The organism is Micromonospora sp. NPDC005161, from assembly GCF_053599855.1.
The window spans coordinates 1-21205 of the sequence record NZ_JBSFYQ010000005.1; the positions used below are offsets into that span (position 1 = coordinate 1).

Sequence of the window (21205 nt, forward strand, 5' to 3'; positions counted from 1 at the left end):
GACCTGCTCGGGTGTCCGGGGGATGTAACCGTGCCGGCCCGGCGGGTGTTCCCGGCGGTCGGCGGCTACGGGGGATGTAACCGTGGCGGCCTGGCCGGTGTTCCCGGCGGCCTGCGGCTACGGGGGATGTAACCGTGGTGGCCTGGCGGGTGTTCCCGGCGGCCTGTGGCTACCGGGCCCGGGGGCCGCGGTGATCTGCCAGGTATAACCACCCCGACCGGCCGCCGATTCCACCCTGCGGGTGCCCCCGACCACAGGACGCCCACGGCGAAACCGGACAGCGACGCCCAACCGTGCCGGGCCTGAACCAGACATTCTGCCTTCGGGGGTCTCAATCCGGCCGGGTCCACGATCCGCGCGATCCCCGGGACGCGGCCGCCTGCCAACCCGTCGAGGCCACATCCTTTCCGAGATCGCGGACTCGACCACCCCGGCCAGGCACACGAACCGTGCCAGGGGCAGGCGATCCGACGTGGGCGGGTGAATCAGGCGCCAAGCGAGGGGGCAGGCCCGCCGGGCGGGCCGGACAGTCGGCATCGAGCCCGATACCTGTGAGGCATAAGTATGACTCTGAGGTATCACGCTCTTTGGCCGGTGTGGCTCTCGGGCACCTCGGCGACCTCCTCCGGGGGTGCCGGTGGGTGCGGATGCCGCCCGCGCCGCCCGTCCCGGTCACCGGCAGGGTGATCGACTCGATTTCACTGACATCGGGGTATCCCCGATGCCGAGACACCGCGATATCAAGGAGACGGAGTCGATCAAATGGCCTCAACCCGCTGTGGCGGTCGGACGGCGACCAGGTCGTCGCCAGCCCCCGGTCCGGCGGCGACGCGCCCCACATCTGGGGCAGCTCGACAGGGAGCGCCGGGAGGTGCGGCCGGCCGGCTCACGAACTCGGGGTGGCCTCGGCCCCCTCGTCGGCCCTCGTGGTTCCCTTGGTGAGGGCGGCCAGGATCGACTCGGCGGTGCGCCGGCCCACCCCGGGCACCTCGGTGATCTCCTCGACGGTGGCGGCGGAGAGCCGCTTGAGCGAGCCGAAATGCCTCATCAGCGCCTTGCGCCGCACCTCGCCCAGGCCGGGCACATTGTCCAGCGCCGACTCGGTCATCCGCTTGGAGCGGCGCTGCCGGTGGAAGGTGATGGCGAACCGGTGCGCCTCGTCGCGAACCCGTTGCAGCAGGTAGAGCCCTTCCGAGGTGCGCGGCAGGATGACCGGGAACTCGTCGTCGGGGAGCCAGACCTCCTCCAGCCGCTTGGCCAGCCCGCACAGGGCCACGTCGTCAATGCCGAGTTCGGCAAGGGCCTGGGCGGCCGCGGCGACCTGCGGCGCGCCGCCGTCGACGACCACCAGCTGCGGCGGGTACGCGAACTTGCGCGGCCGGCCGGTGGTCGGGTCGACCAGGACGCCGACCTGCGGCTCGTCGATTTCACCAAGGCCACCCGGGGCGGCGGGATCGTCGGCCGGCTCGACCCCCGCCTCGCCCGTCTCCGCCCGCGCGTCAAGGTAGCGGGCAAAGCGGCGGCGCAGCACCTCGGACATCGCGGAGAGGTCGTCGGTCGCGCCCCGCACGATGAACCGCCGGTACTCACTCTTGCGGGGCAGCCCGTCCTCGAAGACCACCATGCTGGCCACCACATCGGTGCCCTGGATCTGCGAGATGTCGAAGCACTCGATGCGCAGAGGCGAGGTGCGCATGTCCAGCGCCTCGCTGATCTCGTTTAGCGCCTTGCCCCGGGTAGTCAGGTCACCGGACCGCTTGAGCTTGTGCCGGGCAAGCGCGTCCTTGGCGTTGCGCTCCACCGTCTCCATCAGTGAGCGCTTGTCGCCACGCTGCGGCACCCGCAGCGAGACGCGGCTGCCACGGTGGGTGGAGAGCCAGTCGGCCAGCGCGTCCGCGTCCGCGGGCAGCTCGGGCACCAGCAGCTCGCGGGGCACGTCGGCCTCGCCGTGCTCGCCGCCGTACACCTGGGTGCAGAAGTGGTGCACCAGGTCGCCGGTGGTCAGCTCCTCGGTCTTCTCCACCACCCAACCGCGCTGGCCCCGGACCCGGCCGTCGCGGACATGGAAGACCTGCACGGCCGCCTCGAGGGGGTCGTCGGCGAACGCGACCACGTCGGCGTCGGTGCCGTCGCCCAACACCACGGTCTGCTTCTCCATCGCCCGGCGCAGGGCGGCCACGTCGTCGCGCAGCCGGGCGGCCCGCTCGAACTCCAGCTGCTCGCTCGCCTCGGTCATCTCGCGTTCGATCTTGCGGACCATGGTGTCGGTGCGCCCGGCCATGAAGTCGCAGAAGCCGTCGACGATGGCCCGGTGCTCGTCGGCGGAGACGCTGCCGACGCAGGGCGCCGAGCACTTGCCGATGTAGCCGAGCAGGCAGGGCCGGCCGACCTGGCCGGCCCGCTTGAACACCCCGGCGGAGCACGTCCGGGCCGGGAACACCCGTAGCAGCAGGTCGAGGGTCTCCCGGATCGCCCAGGCGTGCGAGTACGGCCCGAAGTAGCGCACGCCCTTGCGCTTGGCGCCGCGCATCACCTGGAGCCGCGGGTATTCCTCATCGAGGGTGACGGCCAGATAGGGGTACGACTTGTCGTCGCGGTAGCGGACGTTGAACCGGGGGTCGTACTGCTTGATCCAGGTGAACTCCTGCTGGAGCGCCTCGACCTCGGTGCCGACGGTGATCCAGTCCACCGACTCGGCGGTGGTGACCATCTGCCGGGTGCGCTCGTGCAGGTTCCAGATGTCGCCGAAGTAGGAGTTGAGCCGGCTGCGCAGGTTCTTCGCCTTGCCGACGTAGATCACCCGACCGGTGCCGTCGCGGAAGCGGTAGACCCCCGGGGACTCCGGGATGGTGCCGGGTGCGGGACGGTAGGTCGAGGGGTCAGCCACGCCAGCAAGCCTAGTCCGCGGCACCGACACGCCGCCGAAAGCGCTAGATCGACTCGGGCTCCGCGGAAGTCGGGGCGTCGGCGGGTGCCGGACACCCCGACTTCCCGAAAGGCGAGTCGATCAAGCGTCGGTCGGGGCGCGGATGTCAGGCCAGCGAGATCTGGTCGCCGGTGACCTTGATGTCCTTCGCCGGCAACGGCCGGGTGGCCGGACCGGCCTTCACCGAGCCGTCCTCGATCGAGAACTTGCTGCCGTGGCAGGTGCAGTTGATGGTGCCGCCGTCGACGTTCGTCACCGGGCAGTTCTGGTGCGTGCAGATCGGGCTGAAGCCCTTGAACTGGCCGGCGGTGGGCTGGGTGATGACCACGCCCTCGGCGGCGAGGACCTTGCCGCCGCCGACCGGGATGTCGGCGGTGGTGGCCAGCGACTGGGCGCCCTGCCGATCGCCGCCGCCGGCGTCACCGGTGCTGGGCACCGCCGGGCCGCCGCTGGTCGGGGCGGCTCCGCCGCCGGTGTCGTCACTGCCGCAGGCAGCCAGGACGACGGCCGCGCCCACCGCCCCGACGCCGGTGAGCAGAGCCCGACGGGTCTGCGTACCCGGACCGGTCAGCGCCTGATCGTCACTCATGCCTCGCCTCTCTCTCGGCTGCTGCGCCGGTCCCGATCTCCCGGCCACACAGGTCAACACGGGCAACTGTGCCGGATGGTTCACGGTGACACGGCCTCGACCCAGGAAATGGGAACGCCGGCGATGCCCGATGGGCACCGCCGGCGTCGGGTCGACTCAGCGCGCGGCGGCGGTCGCCTTACGCGGGGCCCGGGTCTTGGCGGTGCCGTTGGCCTTGGCGGCCCGGGTGGTGGCGGCCGCCGCGCCCTTGGCCTCGCCGTCGAGCTTGAGCACCTGACGCAGGAACTGGCCGGTGTGGCTCTCGGGCACCTCGGCGACCTCCTCCGGGGTGCCGGTGGCGAGCACGCTGCCGCCCCGGTGCCCGCCCTCCGGGCCCATGTCGATCAGCCAGTCGGCCGTCTTGATCACGTCGAGGTTGTGCTCGATGGTGATCACCGTGTTGCCCTTGTCGACCAGCCCTTCCAGCACCATCAGCAGCTTGCGGATGTCCTCGAAGTGCAGGCCGGTGGTCGGCTCGTCGAGCACGTAGACCGTCCGCCCCGTGGAGCGCTTCTGCAGCTCGGAGGCGAGCTTGACCCGCTGGGCCTCGCCACCGGAGAGGGTCGGCGCGGGCTGGCCGAGGCGGACGTAACCGAGGCCGACGTCGACCAGCGTCTTGAGGTGACGGTGGATGGCCGGGATGGCGGAGAAGAACTCCGCGGCCTCCTCGATCGGCATCTCCAGCACGTCCGAGACGGTCTTGCCCTTGTAGTGCACCTCGAGGGTCTCCCGGTTGTACCGGGCGCCCTTGCAGACCTCGCAGGGGACGTACACGTCGGGCAGGAAGTTCATCTCGATCTTGATGGTGCCGTCGCCGGAGCACGCCTCGCAGCGCCCGCCCTTGACGTTGAACGAGAACCGGCCCGGACCGTACCCGCGCACCTTGGCTTCCGTGGTCTCGGCGAAGAGCTTGCGGACGTGGTCCCAGACCCCGGTGTAGGTGGCCGGGTTGGAGCGCGGCGTCCGGCCGATCGGCGACTGGTCCACGCCGACGACCTTGTCCACGTGCTCCAGGCCGCCGACCCGGGTGTGCCGGCCGGGCACCAGCCGGGCGCCGTTGATCTGGTTGGCGAGCACCGCGTACAGGATGTCGTTGACCAGCGTCGACTTGCCCGAGCCGCTGACCCCGGTGACCGCGATCAGCTGGCCCAGCGGGAAGGAGACGGTCAGGTTGCGCAGGTTGTGCTCGCGCGCGCCGTGCACCACCAGCTCCCGGTCCCGGTCCTGCGGGCGGCGCTTCGTCGGTGTCGGGATCGACCGGCGGCCGGACAGGTACGCCCCGGTGACCGAGTCCGGGTTCTCCAGCAGCGCCGGCACCGAACCGCTGTGCACGATCTTGCCGCCGTGCTCACCGGCGCCGGGCCCGATGTCGACGATCCAGTCCGCGGTGCGGATGGTGTCCTCGTCGTGCTCCACCACGATCAGCGTGTTGCCCAGGCCACGCAGCCGGATCAGGGTCTCGATCAGCCGGTGGTTGTCGCGCTGGTGCAGCCCGATCGACGGCTCGTCGAGCACGTACAGCACGCCCACGAGCCCGGAGCCGATCTGGGTGGCCAGCCGGATGCGCTGCGCCTCGCCGCCGGAGAGGGTGCCGGCCGGCCGGTCCAGGGAGAGGTAGTCCAGGCCGACGTCGAGCAGGAACCGCAGCCGGGCGTTGATCTCCTTGAGCACCCGCTCGGCGATCATCTTCTGCCGGTCGGTGAGCTCGATGCCCACGAGCAGGTCGGCGCACTCCCCCACGGACAGGTTGCACACCTCGGCGATGCTCTTGCCGGCAAGCGTGACCGCGAGCACCTCGGGCTTGAGCCGGGCGCCGCCGCACGCCGCGCACGGCACATCGCGCATGTAGCCCTCGTACTTGTCGCGGGACCACTCGGACTCGGTGTCGGAGTGCCGGCGCTCGATCCACTGCACCACGCCCTCGAAGCCGGTGTAGTACGAGCGCTCGCGGCCGTACTTGTTGCGGTAGCGCACGTGCACCTGGTCGTCGGAGCCGTGCAGGATCGTCTTCTGCGCCCGCGCCGGCAGCGCCCGCCACGGGGTGTCGACGTCGAAGTGCTGGGCCTCGCCGAGCGCCTCCAGCAGGCGCAGGAAGTATTCCAGGTTGTGGCCCGTGGACCAGGGCTGGATGGCGCCCTCGCGCAGGGTGCGCTCCGGGTCGGGCACCAGCAGCTCCGGGTCGACCTCCTTCTTGGTGCCCAGGCCGGTGCACTCCGGGCAGGCGCCGTACGGCGCGTTGAAGGAGAAGACCCGGGGCTCGAGGTCCTCGATGGCGAGCGGGTGGTCGTTGGGGCAGGCCAGGTGCTCGGAGTAGCGACGCTCCCGGTCCGGGTCGTCCTCGGGCAGGTCGACGAAGTCGAGCAGCACCAGGCCGCTGGAGAGGCCCAGGGCGGCCTCGATCGAGTCGGTCAGCCGCTGCTTGGCGCTCGGCTTGACGGTGAGCCGGTCGATCACCACCTCGATGGTGTGCTTCTCCTGCTTCTTGAGCTTCGGCGGCTCGGTCAGCGGGTGCACCACGCCGTCGACGCGGGCCCGGGCGTAGCCCTTGGCCTGCAGCTCGGCGAAGAGGTCGACGTACTCGCCCTTGCGGCCGCGGATGACCGGGGCGAGCACCATGAACTTGGTGCCCTCGGCCATGGCGAGGACCCGGTCGACGATCTGCTGCGGGCTCTGGCGGGAGATCCGCTCGCCGCAGACCGGGCAGTGCGGCTCACCGATGCGGGCGTACAGCAGCCGCAGGTAGTCGTAGACCTCGGTGATGGTGCCGACGGTCGAGCGCGGGTTGCGCGAGGTCGACTTCTGGTCGATCGAGACGGCGGGGCTCAACCCCTCGATGAAGTCGACGTCGGGCTTGTCCATCTGGCCGAGGAACTGCCGGGCGTACGACGAGAGCGACTCGACGTAGCGCCGCTGCCCCTCGGCGAAGATCGTGTCGAAGGCCAGGCTCGACTTGCCCGACCCGGACAGCCCGGTGAACACGATGAGTGCGTCCCGGGGCAGGTCGAGACTGACGTCACGCAGGTTGTGCTCGCGCGCGCCACGGATGATCAGTCGGTCGGCCACGGTCCGTGTACTCCCGGGTGAAGACGAAGCGAAGGATGTGTCCCGCTCTGGCATGTTCTGAGCGGTCGTGCGGGCGCGGAAAAGACGCCTCGGCAACTCTAGCCCCGAGGTATGACAGTTTCCCCCGCCCGCACATTCCCCCAGCTCAGCCCGGTCGGCCGGGCCGGTCAGTAGCCCCCGGGCGACGGCGGTCGGGCCGCCCGGCGCCGGCCGGAACGCCACCCGCCACGCCGCTCCGCGGCCAGCCGCGCCTCGCGCCGCCGGCTCTCCTGGGCCACCTCCCCCTGCAGCCGCCGCCAGCTCTCCCAGCGGCGGGTGGAGAGTTCCCCGGTGTGCAGCGCGTCGCGGACCGCGCAGGCGGGCTCGCCGTCGTGCCCGCAGTCGGCGTACCGGCAACCCTCGGCCAGCCCGGCGATGTCGGCGAACGCCCGGTCGAGCCCGGCCGCACCGTCCAGCAGGCCGACCGCCCGCACGCCGGGCGTGTCGATCACCGCGCCGCCGCCGGGGATCGGCACCAGTGCCCGCCAGGTGGTGGTGTGCCGGCCCTTGCCGTCGACCCGCCGGATCGCCTGGGTCGGCATCAGCACCGCGCCGGCCAGCGCGTTGACCAGGCTCGACTTGCCGGCGCCAGAGGGCCCGATCAGGCCGAGCGTGCGGCCCGGCGCCACCTCGGCGCGCAGTGGTTCCAGGCCCAGGCCACCCTCGGCGCTGACCGGCAGCACCGGCACGCCGGGGGCGACCGCGGCCAGCTGGCGGGCCAGCGCGTCCGGGTCGGCCGCGAGGTCGGCCTTGGTCAGCACGACCAGCGGCCGGGCACCGGACTCGTGGGCCAGGGAGAGCAGCCGCTCGATCCGACCGACGTCCGGCTCCGGGTGCACCGGCTCCACCACGGCGGCGGCGTCGAGGTTGGCGGCCAGCACCTGGCCGCTGGCGTCCTTGCCGGCGGTACGGCGGATCAGCGCGGCCCGCCGGGGCAGCACCGCCTCCACGGTGGTGCGGCGGTCCGGCCAGTGCGCGAGCAGCACCCAGTCGCCCGCACAGGGCAGCGCGGAGGGGTCCCGAACGGCGCCGGCCAGCACCGCCCCACCCAGACTGGCCCGCACCGGGCCGGCCTCGGTGAGCACGGTGCAGACCCCCCGGTCCACCCGGGCCACGCGGCCCGGGTGCTGATCGCCGCGTCGCCCGGCGTACGCCGCCCGCTCGGCGTCCCAGCCGAGGGCGGTCAGATCGATCGTCATGGCATCCTCATCGGTGTCGAAGCTGGTGATGGCGGAACACTCGTGCCACGTCCGGCATGGTCATCACCTCCGTCCGACGTCCCGGTGCCGCGTATGCCGCTGACGGTAGGGCGCGCGCCGACGCGCCGAAAGCGATTTCCCCGGCGACGCCGCGACGGCGGACCGCTAGGGTCGACGCGTGACCACCGATCCGCTGCTGCTGATGGGCGAGGTGGACGACGCCACGAGTCGACTCCTGCGTACCGCGGCCTCCTTCGACGGCGCGGGCCTGGCGGCCGCGTCGCTACTGCCGGGCTGGACGCGCGGCCACGTGCTGGCGCACCTGGCGCGCAACGCCGACGGCTTCGTCAACCTGCTCACCGCGGCCCGCACCGGCGAGCCGCTGCCGATGTACGCCTCGCCGGAGGCCCGCACGATGGACATCGAGGCCGGCGCGGGCCGCCCACCGGTCGAGCATCTGGACGACCTGCGGCGTACCGCGGACCGATTCACCGAGGCGGTCGCGGCCATGCCGGTCGAGGCGTGGGCGGCGACGGTGCAGACCCGCCGTGGCCCATGGCCCGCGGCGCTGCTCGTCTGGGGCCGGTTGCGCGAGATCGAGGTGCACCACCTCGACCTGGCCGCCGACTACCGGCCCGCCGACTGGTCGGAGGCGTTCGCCCACCGGCTGCTGCACGAGGTGGCCGCGCACCACGGCGACCGGCCGGCGCTGCCGTCGATGGTGCTGCGCTTCGACGGCAGCCGACACGAACTGGTGATCGGGGAACGCGCGGGCGCACCGATCATCGCCGGTCCCGCCCCCGACCTCGCCGCCTGGCTGATCGGCCGTGACGGCGGCGGCGCGCTCGCCGTCACTCCCGACGGCCCCCTGCCCACTCCACCGGAATGGATATAGACACCTCATGACCTACAGCGGAGACGTCACCCCCGGCGAGGCGCCGGCGGTGCGGGAGCTGAGCGGGCTCACCATCAGCAAGTTGTCGGTGGGCCCGATGGACAACAACGCCTACCTGCTGCGCTGCACGGCCACCGGCGAGCAGGTGCTGATCGACGCCGCCAACGAGGCGCCCCGCCTGCTGGACCTGATCGGCGACGGTGGGCTGACCGCCGTGGTGACCACCCACCAGCACATGGACCACTGGGTGGCGCTGGAGGAGGTGGTCGCCAAGACCGGCGCCCGCCCGCTGGTGCACGCCGACGACGCGGCCGGGCTGCCGATCGAGGCGGAGCGGCTCGCGGACGGCGACACCGTCCCGGTCGGCGACTGCGCGCTGGAGGTCATCCACATCAAGGGGCACACCCCGGGCTCGATCGCGCTGCTCTACCGCGACCCGGCCGGCACCCCGCACCTCTTCACCGGTGACAGCCTTTTTCCCGGCGGCGTGGGCAACACGGACAAGGACCCGGCGCGCTTCGCCGCGCTGATCGACGACGTCGAGCACAAGCTGTTCGACCGGCTCCCGGACGAGACCTGGTTCTATCCCGGTCACGGCAAGGACAGCACGCTCGGCGCGGAACGACCGGCCCTGCCGCAGTGGCGTGCCCGCGGCTGGTGACCCGCGCGGGGCCGGCCCCCCGGCCGGCCCCGCACCACCTACCCGACCGCGTGGGCGCACCCCCGCACCCACCGCCGGGCCGAACCGGTCAGGGCGTCGGAGCCCCGGTCACCGCACGCAGCCGGCGCCGGGTGCCCAGCAGCACCACGGCGGCCAGCACCAGCCCGACACCCATGGTGACCAGCAGCGGGCTGGCCTCTCCCGGAAGCAACCCGGCCAGTGAGCGGGACGCCGTGCCCAGCGCGAGGTAGAGACCGGCCCAGGCCGCCGCGCCGAGCGCCGCGCAGCCGAGGAACCGCCGGTACGACATCCGCAGCCCACCGGCGGCCAGCGGCAGCAGCGCGTTGAACACCGGCAGGAATGGCGCGACGACCACCATCCGGCCCCCACCTCGACGCAGCAGCCCCTCCGCCGCCGTCCATCGCGCCTCGCCGATCCAGTCGCCGATCCGACTGCGCCGCAGCCGCTCCCCGTACCGACGGCCGACCAGGAAGCTCAACGACCAACCGGCCAGGCAGCCGACCAGCACGGCGGTGAAGGTGGCGAGCCCGGTGGCCGGGCGGCCCACCCCGACCGCGGCCAGGATCGCCACGTCGCCGGGGACCAGAACCCCCAGCAGCGGTACGGCGTCGAAGAGCATGACCAGCCCGAGCGTGCCCATCAGCAGCAGGATGGGTAGTTCCCCGACCTGAGCCAGCCATTGCGTCATGCCCCGTACGCTATGGCCGCGGCACCACCGTGGACATCCGGTCGCATCCCCCACCGACCCCTGGTATCCGCCTCGGGGTCGCCCCTGAGACGGTCCCCGGCCTCAGGCGGGTCGCAGCACCTGCACCCGGCGCAGCGACGAGTCGACCGAGGGTTCGGTGGTGGGCACCGGATAGTCGGCCAGCACCATCAACCGGTCCGCCGGCAGGTGCCCCCGGCCGGGATCGCCCACCAGCACCTCGGCGCCGCCAGCGGCGGCCCGCTGGAGGAACGGCAGCATCCGGTCGGCCATCGCCCTGCTGTAGAACACGTCGCCGGCGAGGACCAGGTCCGCCTCCGCGTCGACGCTGTCGAGCAGATCATCGCCCGTGGCGTCGACGGCGACCCGGTTGGCTCGCGCGTTGACGGTGACGGCGGCGACGGCGTACGGGTCGATGTCGTTCGCGACCACCGTCGACGCGCCGGCCAGCGCGGCGGCGATGGCCACCAGCCCCGATCCGGCTGCGAGGTCGAGCACCCGCTGGCCGGCGACCAGCTCCGGATGGTCCAGCAGGTGACGGGCGAGAGCCTGCCCCCCGGCCCAGGCGGAGGCCCAGTACGGCGGCGGCAGGGCGTGCCCGACGGCCGCCTCCATCCGGGCCCACCAGACGATCGCGTCCTCGGCCAGGTGCAGCCGCACCTCCGGCACGAACGGGGTGGGTACGAGTCGGAGCCGGTCCAGGCCGGCGCCGGGCGCGTCGATCTCGCGCTCCAGCTCGGACAGCGCGGCGGCTGCGGCACCCCTCATCGGCGCTAGCATGCCGCAGCGGGGGGCTGCCGGGGCGGGTTTCACGTGCCGGCGCGCAGAGTTCACCCGACTTCACTCGAAGACCTACGGCACTTCGGCCGGCGGATCGGCGTTTCGCCCGTTACTGTCGGACAGGTACGGGCGATCATCGGCCACAGGTCGAGGGTCAGCCGCTTTGAACAGGGAGAGATGCATGGCAACCGGCACGGTTAAGTGGTTCAACTCGGAAAAGGGCTTCGGTTTCATCGAGCAGGACGGTGGAGGGCCGGACGTGTTCGTCCACTACTCCGCCATTGCCTCGAGCGGCTACCGGGAGCTCAACGAGGGCCAGAAGGTCGAGTTCGAGGTGACCCAGGGGCAGAAGGGTCCGCAGGCGGACAACGTCCGCCCGATGTAGCTCCGTGCCGGTGACGGCGGCCGGTCTCCGGCCGCCGTCGCAGCGCACTCAAGACGCCGCCGGGGCGGCGGGCAGGTCCCGCCGCCTCCGGAGCGGCCCGATCAACAGAATCAACGGGGTGAGCGCCAACCAGGCGGTCATCACTCCGATCGCGGTCGCGACTCCGTAGCGCGCACCGAGGGCACCGGCCAGCACGGCCGCCAGCGGGATGGTGCCGTAGTTGAGCAGTTGCATGCTCACCGTCACCCGGCCGAGCAGGTGGTGCGGGGTGTACGTCTGCCGGAAGCTGCCCTTGAGCACGTTGCCGATCGCCACTCCGAGGCCGATCAGGATCCCGCCGAGGGCCGGCCAGATCAGTCCCACACCGGGCGTGGCCAGCGGGATGAGCAGGGCGGGCGGCCCGGTGAGGGCCGCACCGAGCAGCATGGCGCGCGCGGTGCCGCAGCGCCGGGCCAGCGCGGTGGCCAGCAGCGCGCCGATGATCCCCCCGGCGCTCATCACCGCGACCAGGACGCCCACCAGGCCGGGCGCGAGCCGTAGCTCGCGGACCAGGAACACCACAAGGACGGCCTGGTAGCCGATCAGCCCGATGTTGCTGGCGGCGCCGAAGAGCGTGAGCACCCGCAGGTACGGGTCACGGACGACGAAGCGCAGTCCCTCGGCGATGTCCCGGCGCAGCGACGGGGACCGGTCGGTCCGCGGGGTACGGGGTTCGGCGGTGCGGATCCGCAGCAGGCAGGCCGCGGAGAGCAGGAACGTGGCCGCGTCCAGCACCAGCGCGGCGACCGCCCCGGTGAGCTGGGCGATGAGGCCGGCGAGGCCGGGCCCGACGACGTAGCTCACGGTCTGGGTGGCCTGCAGCTTCGCGTTGCCCTCGGGCAGTTGCTCGGGGCGGAGCAGCACCGGCAGGTACACCTGGTCGGCGGTCTCGAAGAAGACCCGCGCGGTGCCGGCCCCGAGCGCGACCAGCAGCAGGTGCCAGACGGTGAGCCGGTCCAGTGCGGCGGCCAGCGGAACGGTGAGGAAGGCCACCGCGCAGAGCAGGTCGCAGGCGACCATCACCGGCCGGCGCGGCAGCCGGTCGACCCACGCGCCGGCCGGCAGGCCGATCAGCAGCCACGGCAGCCAGGCCGCGGCGGTGAGCACCGCCACCTGGAAGGTGCCGGCGTCGAGCACGGCCACCGCGACCAGTGGCAGCGCGACAGTGGTGACGTTGCTGCCGACGCTGCTGATCGCCTGGCCGGCCCAGAGCAGCCGGAAGTCCCGGTGCCGCAGCAGCCCGCCGGTCTCCCGGACCGGGCTCGGATCGGTGTGCGTGGCCACGGTCACGGACGGGCCGGGACGCCGTGGGCGAACACGAAGACCGGCTGGCGCTCGCGCCCGTCGTCGGGCGCCTTCCGGTCGGCCCAGCGGGCCAGCAGGTCGATCACCTCGCGGTTCAACTCGGCCAGTTCGTCGGGTGTGAGATGCAGCCAGCGGTCGGTGGAGAACGGCGCGTCGTTCCATGCTGCCTGCGCCGGCTCGTCGGCGGCGTGCCACGCCCGGGCCAGGGCGACGTGCCGGTCCAGGTTGAGTGAGGTGGCGGCGTCGGCGACCGCGCGGGCGGCCGGGTCGGCGTCGAAGTCGGTGTTGGACCAGCGCACCGACCGGGTGGCCAGCCGCCACCACCGCTCGCGCCGGTCCCGGGCGAGCTCGGGCGCCTCGGCGACCAGTTCACCGGCGGCGAGCACCTTGAGGTGGTGGCTGACGTTCGCTGGCGCCTGGTCGGTGTGCTCGGCGAGCATGCCGACGGTCGAGGGGCCGTGCACCTTGAGCACGTCCATCAGTCGGCGGCGCAGCGGGTGGGCCATGGCGGCCAGCACCCGTGAGTCGGTGACCTGACGTACGTCGGGGTTCTCCATGCCGCCCAACCTGCCATCCGCAACAGTGGTTGCGCAACACCTATTACGTAACCACTGTTGTGGAACAGGGACGGTCGGCCCGGAGGCTCAGGCGACCAGCCGGCGGGCCAACTCGTCGGCGACCTGCTCGGCCACGCTGGGCGGGATGGCCGCGGCGATCTTCTCCGGGGTCAGCCCGGCCAGCACGCCCTGGATGATCGCGGGCTCGTCGGTGAAGTCCCGGCCGGCGAGCGCCTGCAACTGGGCGGGCAACCCGTTCAGCACGATGGCGTGCGCGGACGTCTTCCCGCCGTGGTCGGCGGGTAGGAACTCCCACGGCGCCCGCCGCAGGACCTCGCGGATGACCGGGTCGCTGGTGACGCCCTTCCGCAGCGCGGCGATGATTTCGGCTTCGGTCATGTCGTTCTCCTCCAGGAGTTCCGATGGAGCTGAGATAGCGGCGGAACATCGGCCGCTGGTCGCGGCCCGCCTTGATGGCGTCACGAAAGAAGCTGAAGTGGCTGTGCCAGCGGTGCGAGCTGTCGCCGCTGCTGCGCTTGCCCAGCCGGTCCCACCGCCGCACCGTGCTTCCGTCGGGGCTGTAGATGATCTCGCGGATGTCCCGGGTGTCGGCCGCGTTCGCGACGCACTGCCCGACGCACCAGAGCGAGAAGCTGGGCAACGTGTGCGTTCGGCCACCGGCACGGACCTCGAAGCCGCCGACGTCCAACGCGGCCGCGTCCAGGGTCAGGCCGGCCCGGTCCCGAGGTGACTCCACCACCGAGTAGTCGTTGGTGACCACCCGGTCCGATCCACAGTGGTAGCCGCCGCGGTGCGCCGGATCGCCAACGATGCCGACCTCCGCCGGCTCCAGATCGTCCGGCCCGGGGGCGTTTTCGAGGTGGGTCAGCAGCAGGGTGCGCACGGCCAACAGGTTCGCCGGGGCCCGGGTCATGGGGTCCCCCTTCCGATGAGCGGGGGCCGGGCACGACGTCACACCGCGTACGCGGTGCGGGGCTACGGACGAGCCCGGCCTACTGGTGCACAGCGCCGGGCGTTGACCCAACGATAGCCCGCATCAACCACAAATGCCCAGCTCAGGGGCGATCTGCTCACCTTGGAGATCGCTAGGAGCCAGAGTGGACGATCGGAAGACGCAGCGCCGAGGGGTACCCGGGGTCGTGCAGAACCTGCCGCCATCCGGCACGCAGAGTCACCGCCGTACCGAGTGGTTCGCCGGTGCCCGGGTTGCGCGCCCAGCGGGGATGGGCGCCACCGGCGACCTGCAACCGCAGCCGGTGCCCGGCGGCGAACCGGTACGCCGTCGGCCAGAGCGGCACCGCGACCCGGCGCACCCCGGACGGGTCGGCCGGGAAGCGCCCGGGTGCCACCCGGACCAGACCGTCGCACACGTTCCACGAACGACCACGACGGTCCACATCACACAGTCGGACGAAGACGTCCAGGTACGCGAGTTCACTGCGGACGTGGATCTCGGCCCGCACCGGGCCGATCACCTCGATCGGCCCGCTCAGCGCGGCGCTGGTGTACGTCAGCACGTCGGGGCGGGCCTCGACGCTCCGGTTGTCCACCGGGCCGGCCCGCTGCGCCACCAGCAGTGGCCCGCCGAGCGACGGGGTGGGGTCGGCTGGGTCGTACCGGAACTCGTCCGCCGGCGAGGGGACCGGCGGGCGCACCGCCAGCTCGCCACCGGGGTGCAGGTGCCAGGCGGTGTCGACGGCCGGCGGCGGCCAGTCCGGCAGGTCCCGCCAGCCACCGCCGGCGCCCCCCACGTACAGCCGCACCGGGCCCGGCGTGGACCGCCCGGCGCGGCGAGGCCGCTCGCCCGCCGGAGCCAGCCCGGTCAGGTGCTCGTCGAGCCAGGCCAACCCCTCCCGCAGGGCGGCCACGAACAGGCCGGGGCTGCCGTGCGTCCAGGGGCCGATCACCAGGCGCGGACGGGCACCGTCGGCGCGCAGGGTGGCGTAGTCGTCGAGCTGAGCGGGCAGGAAGATGTCGTGCCAGCCACTGACCATGATCACCGGCGCCCGCACCCTGGCCACCCGGTCGGCGAAGACCCGGGTCCGCCAGTACTCGGCGTCCGGGGTGTGGTGGCGCAGCCACTCCTGGAAGAACGGGATCGTCACACCGGTGGCCACCAGGTCCGCCCCGGCCAGTGGCAGGTGCTCCAGCGCGGCGGCCAACCGGGGCTGCCCGCGCTTGAGCTCCCGCTGCCGGGCCAGCCACGGCACGGTCTGCGCGTGCAGCAGCTCCGCCCAGGTCAGCACGGTGTCCAGGGCGAACGACTCCCCCGCGTACGTCGAGTCCCGGGTCGCCGAGGCGGTCACCACGGCGACCATCGCGCGCAGCTCGTCGCCGGCGTCGGCGGCCAGCGCCCACTGCGCGAAGCCCTGGTAGCTGACCCCGAACATGCCGAGCGCCCCGGACCACCAGGGCTGGCGCCGCAGCCAGTCCAGGGTGTCCACTCCGTCGTCCCGCTCGTGCACCAGCGGAGCGAACGTCCCGCCGGAGCCGCCGGTGCCCCGGCAGGACTGGATCACGGCGTGCCGCCCGCGGGCGGCGAGCAGCCGGCCGAGCAGCCGCAGCGGTCCACCCCGCCCGTACGGGGTGCGGATCAGGACGGTGGGCGCGTCCCGGACGCCCGGGGCGTAGTGGTCGGTGCGCAGCACCACGCCGTCGCGGACCCGGACCGGGATGTCGCGGGTGATCCGCACCGGGCCGGGGCGGGTCGTCGCGGGAAGCCGCAGCGCGGCACCGGCGAGGCGGGCGAGGAGCCGGTCCGGCACCGGTCAGCCTGTCGGGCGGCGGGTCGGCTCGGGCCGGGCGGCGCGCACGGCGTCGCGGTGCGCGCGCAGCGAGTCGCTCATCCGCGCCATGAACCGGTGCACCACCTCCAGCTCGTCCTCGTCGAACTCGGCCATCACCGAGTCGGTGCGGGCGCCCAGCGGCTGGAAGAACTCCATGGCCAGCGCGGCCCCCTGGTCGGCGTAGTGCAGCAGCACCTTGCGCCGGTCGACGGTGTCCCGGTCCCGGCGGATGTGGCCGGCTCGTTCCAGCCGGTCGATCAGGGCGGTGACCGAGCCGGAGGAGAGGTTGAGTTGCTCACCGAGGCGGCCGGGGGTGATCGGGTCGCCGAGGATCTCGGCGTCCATCACCGCGAGCAGCGCGTTCAGGTCGGTCGGGTTGAGCCCGTGCAGGTTGGCGAAGGCGTGGCCGACCTGCTGGGCGTCCGCCGCGTACCGCCGCAGGTTGTTGGTGATCTCCGCGACCAGCTGCTCCCGGCGCGTGTCGCGCCGCCGGTACATGCCGTGAGTCACCACGTCGCGCCGCTTCTTCCCGTCGTCGGTCCCTCGGGTTGCAGCATAGAACAGCCGTCGATAATCTCGTTAATCAAGATACTCTCCGATCGAGATGCTCCGAGGTCACCCTGATGTCTGCCTTCACCAGAGTCGCCCGCGGCCGGTTGGCCGCCTGGCTCACCGTGGCCGCCGCGATCGTCGTCGGCGCGGCCGTCTTCGGGCTGCCCCAGCCGGACAACCCGGCGCCGGTCTCCGCCACCGGCCTGTCCGCGCAGTGGCAGTCGACTCAGGTGCAGCGCTTGCAGGACCAGCTGCCCGCCAGCGAGGTCCAGCCGGCCATCGTAGTGGTCAGCCGCGGTGACGGCGGCGCGCTGAGCGAAGCCGACCGGGCCGCCGTCGCCGGCCGCTCCGCAGACCTGGGCCGCTTCGCGGTGGGCGGGCGGGTCAGCCCCCCGCAGCTCTCCCCGGACGGGACGGTTGCGCTGGTCGCCGTGCCGCTCAGCACCGTCGGCGGACAGGACGAGGTCACCGAGACGATCGCCCAGCTCCGCGCCGCGCTGACCAACCTGCCCGACGGGCTCGCCGTCGAGGTCACCGGCGCACCCGCCTTCACCGCCGATCTCGCCTCGGTCTTCGAGGGCGCCGACGTCACCCTGCTCGCGGTGACCGCCGCCGTGGTCGCGCTGCTGCTGCTGATCACCTACCGCAGCCCGTTCCTGTGGATCGTGCCGCTGGTCGTCGTCGCGGCGACCGAGCAGCTAACCCTGCGCGCGGTGGACACGATCGTGCCGGCCGTCGGCATCAACCTCCAGCAGGGCCAGGTCACCGGCATCGCCAGCGTGCTGGTCTTCGGCGCCGCCACCGACTACGCGCTGCTGCTCATCGCCCGCTACCGGGAGGAGCTGCGCCGCGAGGAGGACCGGTACGCGGCGATGCGCGCCGCGCTGCGCCGTACGGCCGAGCCCATCCTGGCCAGCGGCGGCACGGTGGTGCTCGGCGTCCTCACCCTGCTCCTCAGCGAGCAGGAGACCAACCGGGCACTGGCCGTGGCCTGCGCCACCGGGGTGGTCTTCGCGGTGCTCTCGGCGCTGTTCGTGCTCCCCGCCGTGCTGGTGCTCTTCGGCCGCGGCCTGTTCTGGCCGTTCGTACCCCGGGTCGGCGGCAAGATCCGCGAGGGCCGGCTCTGGGGCCGGCTCGGCGCCGCCGTGCAACGCCGTCCGGTACCGGTCGCGGTGCTGGCCACGCTGCTGCTCGCCGCCCTGGCGCTGGGCGGGCTCGGGATCCGCACCGGCCTGTCCGAGACCGAGCAGTTCCGGGCCCAGCCCGAGGCGGTGACCGGCGCGCAGACCCTGGCCCGGGCCTTCCCCGCCGGGACCACGCAGCCGGTCGCCGTGCTCACCACCCCGGCGGCGGTGCGGACGGTCACCGACGTCGCCGCCGCCGTTCCCGGGGTCGCCTCGGCCCGCCCCGGGGAGGCGGGCCAGGGCATCGCACAGGTCGACGTGGTGCTGGAGGCCGAACCGGGGACGACCGCGTCCGACCGCACGATCGAGGCGCTGCGCGACGCGGTCGCCGCGGTCCCGGACTCCGCTCCGCCAGCGGTCGACGGCGCCGACGCGCCGTCCGGGGCGATCGTCGGCGGCACGGTGGCCGGCACCTACGACTCGGAGGAGGCCAACGACCGGGATCTGTGGCTGATCCTGCCGATCATCCTGTTGCTGGTCGGCGCGGTGCTCGTCCTGCTGCTGCGGGGTCTGGTCGCGCCGGTGCTGCTGGTGCTCACCGTGATCGCGTCGTTCTTCGCCAGCCTCGGTGCGGCGTGGCTGCTCTTCGACCACGTGCTGGGTTTCCCGGCACTGGACAGCGGTGTGCTGCTGCTCGCCTTCGTGTTCCTGGTGGCGCTGGGTGTGGACTACAACATCTTCCTGGTCACCCGTGCCCGCGAGGACGCCCGCAGCGCCGGCACCCGGGAGGGGATGCTCTCCGCGCTCCGGGTCACCGGCGGCGTGATCACGAGCGCCGGCGTGCTGCTCGCCGCGGTCTTCGCCGTGCTCGGGGTGCTGCCCCTGATCACGCTGACCCAGATCGGCATCATCGTGTGCATCGGCGTCCTGCTGGACACATTGCTGGTCCGCACGGTCCTGGTGCCGGCGCTGGCGTTCATGCTCGGCGACCGCTTCTGGTGGCCCGGCCGGATAGCCCGCGAGAGCGCGGCGGACACGCCCGTGCCGCCCGAGCCGGTGGCCGCCCGCGGCTGACCGATCGGCTCGCTCAGTACCCCAGGCAGACGCATTCGGTCATCAGCGCGCGCACGTTGCGCACGTAGGACGGGTTGGGGATGGCCAGCGGCTCCCCCTCCTGCGCCACCGCCCCGTGCCCGAAGTTGTACGCGGCGATCACCGCGTTGAGCAGGCAGGAGTTCAGCTCGGAGGTGCACAGGCCGGCGTCGAGCCGGAAGTCGGACTCGAAGTACATGTCGCCGATGTACTTGGTCAGCCAGGCCAGGTAGTTGGCGCCCAGGAACGCGTTGTCCCGGTAGTCGTCGATCTTGTAGCTCTGCTCGAACCGCTGGTTCATCCAGGTCGCGGTGCCCGGCATCACCTGCATCAGCCCGACGCCGCCATCGCAGGCGTAGATGTTGGACTGCCAACCGCTCTCCTGCCAGGCGGTGGCCTTGACCAGGTCGAGTGGGATCTTGATGTCCGGTGCGGAGGTCGGCCAGTAGACGCGGGCGGCCGCGTCGGCCAGCGCCGCCTTCGTCTCGGCCCGGGTCGCCTGGGTGCCCTTGTAGCTGGGCTTACAGGAGGTCGGTGCCGGCTTCGGGGGCGCCGGCGGGACCTTGGTCTCGGTGGGCGGCTTCGCCACCGGGCGCGGCTTCGTCGCCGGGCCGGACGGTCGGGTCGGCTTCTTCGTCGGCTTCGGGGTCGGGGTCGGGGTCGCGCTGCGACTCGGCGCGGCGCCCATCGCCGCCACCCCGCTCGCCGACGGGCTCGGCTCTGCGGCGGCCTCGTCGACCGGGGCGTCCGTCGGCGCATCGGTGACCGCGACCGGCTCGGCCTGGCCCTGCGGGCGCTCACCGCGGTCGGCGCAGCCGACCATCGTGCCCGTCAGCAGAAGCCCGGCGAGCACCACGGCACCCACCCGACCGGTCCGTCCACGCATGCCGTTCCTCCCCCGTGTGACCGTCGCCGCACCCTAGCAAGGTTCGACCGGGCGGCGAGGCCCCTGCGAGCGCGGCAGGACCGGGTCCTCCGGCTGCTCCCGCTCCCCCATCGCGCGGTCCCGGGTGGCCCAGGCGACCATGAACACGACCGTCCAGAGCACCCCGAGCAGCACGGCCGCCGCGGTCCCGCTCGCCGTGTCCAACCCGAGGTAGAGCCGGGCGCCGCCGACCCCGAGCACCCCTGCCGCGGCGGCCGTCCAGGCGGCCACCGCCACCGGCCAGCGGGCGCCCCGGGACACCAGCCAGGCCAGGGTGCAGAAGCTCGCCGCGACCACCGCGTTCTGCGTCGGGAACGGGACCCCCTCGCCGCCGCCCGGCCCCGCTCCCGGCGACCCGGTCAGCTCGGCCACCACGGCTAGCACCAGCAGCGGCACGAACGCGCCCACCGTGCCGACCACGCTGAGCAGGTCCGCCCGCCACGGCCGATTCCGCCAGGCCAGCACCGCGGCCACCAGGGCCACCAGAACGATCAGCACCCACCCCCGCACCACCGACACCAGTGCCAGGGTGGCATCGGCGGCGTCCGGGGTCCGCCGGGCGGCGAACCAGCCCCCAATCGCCCCGTCCAGCGCGGACAGCCCGCTGTTGCGCACCACCACGGCGAGCAGGCCGGCGATGGCGAGCCCGGCGGCGAAGAGCAGCAACAGCCCGGCGGCGAGGTTGAGCAGCAGCGTCCACGCCGGCCCGATCCGTATCGCCACCAGGAAGAACAGCACCCCGTAGCGGGCGCTGAGCCAGCGCACCGGCGGAAGCGCGCCGGCCCGCGAGAGCAGAGCCCGGACCGGGTCGGGGTTACGGCCCAACCACCGGCCGGTGAGCACCACCCCCAGCAGGCCGGCCAGCAGCACCAGCGCCGCCCCGGTGGCCCGGCCGAGCAGCCGGGAGACCGTGTCGTACGACTCACCGGCGACGTGACCGAGCAGCACCGAACCGCCCACCCAGGTCACCACGCCGGCCAGGTTCCACGGCGCGAACCGCCGGTACGGCATGCCGGCCGCGCCGGCCAGCCGGGGCACCAGAGTGCGGGCGAAGGCCACCCAGCGCGCGGCGAACACACCCCGCCCGCCCAGCCGGGCAAGCATCGCGTCGGCCCGACCCCACCGCTCGGGCCCGACCCGGTGGCCCAGCCGGGTACGCAGCCGCGAGCCGTACCGCCGCCCGGCGCGGTACGCCAGGGCGTCACCGGCGACCGCGGCGACGATCATCGCCAGCAACGACGGGCCCAGCCGCAAGGTACCGTTGTAGGTGAGGAAGCCGACGAGCAGCAGGGTAGCCTCACCCGGCACGAGCAGGCCGAAGATCACCGCGGTCTCGCCCGCCACAATCAGCGCGGCGACCAGGTAGATCCACAGGGTGGGCAGACCCTGCACCAAGGTCAGCAGGTCATGCACTCAGGCCCCCGGGACACGGGAGCCAGCATGCCAGCCGGGAGAACCACCCGGACAGCAGTTTCACCAGAGATCAGGGGCACCTGGGGGT

General features: G+C 72.9%; 17 protein-coding genes. 4 read left to right on the top strand and 13 right to left on the bottom strand.

What is annotated here, in order from left to right; all coding sequences use genetic code 11:
• Positions 1-886: 886 nt before the first annotated feature.
• The 4 genes from uvrC to rsgA form a co-directional block, all read right to left on the bottom strand.
• A complete protein-coding gene (gene uvrC, locus ACWD5O_RS06665) occupies positions 887-2887 on the bottom strand; it encodes an excinuclease ABC subunit UvrC (protein WP_450084756.1) in 2001 nt (666 codons plus the stop codon).
• Between the two features lie 145 nt (positions 2888-3032).
• A complete protein-coding gene (locus tag ACWD5O_RS06670; RefSeq protein WP_354964890.1) occupies positions 3033-3515 on the bottom strand; it encodes a Rieske (2Fe-2S) protein in 483 nt (160 codons plus the stop codon).
• Between the two features lie 156 nt (positions 3516-3671).
• On the bottom strand, positions 3672-6617 hold the full coding sequence (uvrA, locus tag ACWD5O_RS06675; protein ID WP_354964891.1) for an excinuclease ABC subunit UvrA: 2946 nt from the start codon (positions 6615-6617) through the stop codon (positions 3672-3674).
• A 167-nt stretch (positions 6618-6784) separates the two neighbouring features.
• On the bottom strand, positions 6785-7855 hold the full coding sequence (rsgA, locus tag ACWD5O_RS06680; protein ID WP_450084757.1) for a ribosome small subunit-dependent GTPase A: 1071 nt from the start codon (positions 7853-7855) through the stop codon (positions 6785-6787).
• A gap of 178 nt (positions 7856-8033) precedes the next feature.
• On the opposite strand from rsgA, the gene ACWD5O_RS06685 reads away from it, so the two are divergent.
• Together ACWD5O_RS06685 and ACWD5O_RS06690 are read left to right on the top strand one after the other, a co-directional pair.
• Positions 8034-8750, top strand: a complete 717-nt coding sequence (locus ACWD5O_RS06685) for a maleylpyruvate isomerase family mycothiol-dependent enzyme (RefSeq protein WP_450084758.1) — start codon at positions 8034-8036, stop codon at positions 8748-8750.
• Between the two features lie 7 nt (positions 8751-8757).
• A complete protein-coding gene (locus ACWD5O_RS06690; RefSeq protein ID WP_450084759.1) occupies positions 8758-9411 on the top strand; it encodes an MBL fold metallo-hydrolase in 654 nt (217 codons plus the stop codon).
• A gap of 88 nt (positions 9412-9499) precedes the next feature.
• Here ACWD5O_RS06690 and ACWD5O_RS06695 read toward each other — a convergent pair whose 3' ends face one another.
• A complete protein-coding gene (locus ACWD5O_RS06695) occupies positions 9500-10120 on the bottom strand; it encodes a DedA family protein (protein ID WP_354964895.1) in 621 nt (206 codons plus the stop codon).
• 102 nt (positions 10121-10222) lie between these two features.
• The gene (locus tag ACWD5O_RS06700) at positions 10223-10906 is read right to left on the bottom strand and encodes a class I SAM-dependent methyltransferase (RefSeq protein WP_387323949.1); all 684 of its coding nucleotides are present in this window, start codon (positions 10904-10906) and stop codon (positions 10223-10225) included.
• A gap of 193 nt (positions 10907-11099) precedes the next feature.
• On the opposite strand from ACWD5O_RS06700, the gene ACWD5O_RS06705 reads away from it, so the two are divergent.
• The gene (locus tag ACWD5O_RS06705) at positions 11100-11303 is read left to right on the top strand and encodes a cold-shock protein (protein WP_007462771.1); all 204 of its coding nucleotides are present in this window, start codon (positions 11100-11102) and stop codon (positions 11301-11303) included.
• A gap of 48 nt (positions 11304-11351) precedes the next feature.
• Here the strand turns inward: ACWD5O_RS06705 and ACWD5O_RS06710 are convergent, their stop codons facing one another.
• The 5 genes from ACWD5O_RS06710 to ACWD5O_RS06730 all read right to left on the bottom strand — a co-directional run bounded on the left by ACWD5O_RS06710 (position 11352) and on the right by ACWD5O_RS06730 (position 16509).
• On the bottom strand, positions 11352-12632 hold the full coding sequence (locus ACWD5O_RS06710) for an MFS transporter (protein WP_450084760.1): 1281 nt from the start codon (positions 12630-12632) through the stop codon (positions 11352-11354).
• The gene (locus ACWD5O_RS06715; RefSeq protein ID WP_354964898.1) at positions 12629-13204 is read right to left on the bottom strand and encodes an ArsR/SmtB family transcription factor; all 576 of its coding nucleotides are present in this window, start codon (positions 13202-13204) and stop codon (positions 12629-12631) included. The genes ACWD5O_RS06710 and ACWD5O_RS06715 overlap by 4 nt, the downstream gene beginning before the upstream one ends.
• Before the next feature lie 87 nt (positions 13205-13291).
• Positions 13292-13603, bottom strand: coding sequence for a hypothetical protein (locus ACWD5O_RS06720; protein ID WP_450084761.1), 312 nt, complete (start codon positions 13601-13603; stop codon positions 13292-13294).
• Positions 13604-14310: 707 nt separating this feature from the next.
• Positions 14311-15990, bottom strand: a complete 1680-nt coding sequence (locus ACWD5O_RS06725) for a CocE/NonD family hydrolase (RefSeq protein WP_450084762.1) — start codon at positions 15988-15990, stop codon at positions 14311-14313.
• A gap of 3 nt (positions 15991-15993) precedes the next feature.
• Positions 15994-16509, bottom strand: a complete 516-nt coding sequence (locus tag ACWD5O_RS06730) for a MarR family winged helix-turn-helix transcriptional regulator (RefSeq protein ID WP_354965115.1) — start codon at positions 16507-16509, stop codon at positions 15994-15996.
• A 125-nt stretch (positions 16510-16634) separates the two neighbouring features.
• On the opposite strand from ACWD5O_RS06730, the gene ACWD5O_RS06735 reads away from it, so the two are divergent.
• Entirely contained in the window at positions 16635-18761 is a 2127-nt protein-coding gene (locus tag ACWD5O_RS06735) for an MMPL family transporter (RefSeq protein ID WP_450084763.1), read from the top strand.
• A gap of 13 nt (positions 18762-18774) precedes the next feature.
• On the opposite strand, the gene ACWD5O_RS06740 is transcribed toward ACWD5O_RS06735, so the two are convergent.
• Together ACWD5O_RS06740 and ACWD5O_RS06745 are read right to left on the bottom strand one after the other, a co-directional pair.
• Positions 18775-19665, bottom strand: coding sequence for a lytic transglycosylase domain-containing protein (locus ACWD5O_RS06740; RefSeq protein ID WP_354964902.1), 891 nt, complete (start codon positions 19663-19665; stop codon positions 18775-18777).
• A gap of 33 nt (positions 19666-19698) precedes the next feature.
• Positions 19699-21117, bottom strand: a complete 1419-nt coding sequence (locus ACWD5O_RS06745) for a DedA family protein (RefSeq protein WP_450084764.1) — start codon at positions 21115-21117, stop codon at positions 19699-19701.
• Positions 21118-21205: the final 88 nt, after the last annotated feature.

Coding starts and splice junctions, on each gene's coding strand:
- ACWD5O_RS06670 (WP_354964890.1), bottom strand. CDS start 3,515: ATGAGTGACGATCAGGCGCTGACCGGTCCGGGTACGCAGACCCGTCGG.
- rsgA (WP_450084757.1), bottom strand. CDS start 7,855: ATGACGATCGATCTGACCGCCCTCGGCTGGGACGCCGAGCGGGCGGCG.
- ACWD5O_RS06690 (WP_450084759.1), top strand. CDS start 8,758: ATGACCTACAGCGGAGACGTCACCCCCGGCGAGGCGCCGGCGGTGCGG.
- ACWD5O_RS06695 (WP_354964895.1), bottom strand. CDS start 10,120: ATGACGCAATGGCTGGCTCAGGTCGGGGAACTACCCATCCTGCTGCTG.
- ACWD5O_RS06700 (WP_387323949.1), bottom strand. CDS start 10,906: ATGAGGGGTGCCGCAGCCGCCGCGCTGTCCGAGCTGGAGCGCGAGATC.
- ACWD5O_RS06705 (WP_007462771.1), top strand. CDS start 11,100: ATGGCAACCGGCACGGTTAAGTGGTTCAACTCGGAAAAGGGCTTCGGT.
- ACWD5O_RS06715 (WP_354964898.1), bottom strand. CDS start 13,204: ATGGAGAACCCCGACGTACGTCAGGTCACCGACTCACGGGTGCTGGCC.
- ACWD5O_RS06720 (WP_450084761.1), bottom strand. CDS start 13,603: ATGACCGAAGCCGAAATCATCGCCGCGCTGCGGAAGGGCGTCACCAGC.
- ACWD5O_RS06730 (WP_354965115.1), bottom strand. CDS start 16,509: ATGTACCGGCGGCGCGACACGCGCCGGGAGCAGCTGGTCGCGGAGATC.
- ACWD5O_RS06735 (WP_450084763.1), top strand. CDS start 16,635: ATGTCTGCCTTCACCAGAGTCGCCCGCGGCCGGTTGGCCGCCTGGCTC.
- ACWD5O_RS06740 (WP_354964902.1), bottom strand. CDS start 19,665: ATGCGTGGACGGACCGGTCGGGTGGGTGCCGTGGTGCTCGCCGGGCTT.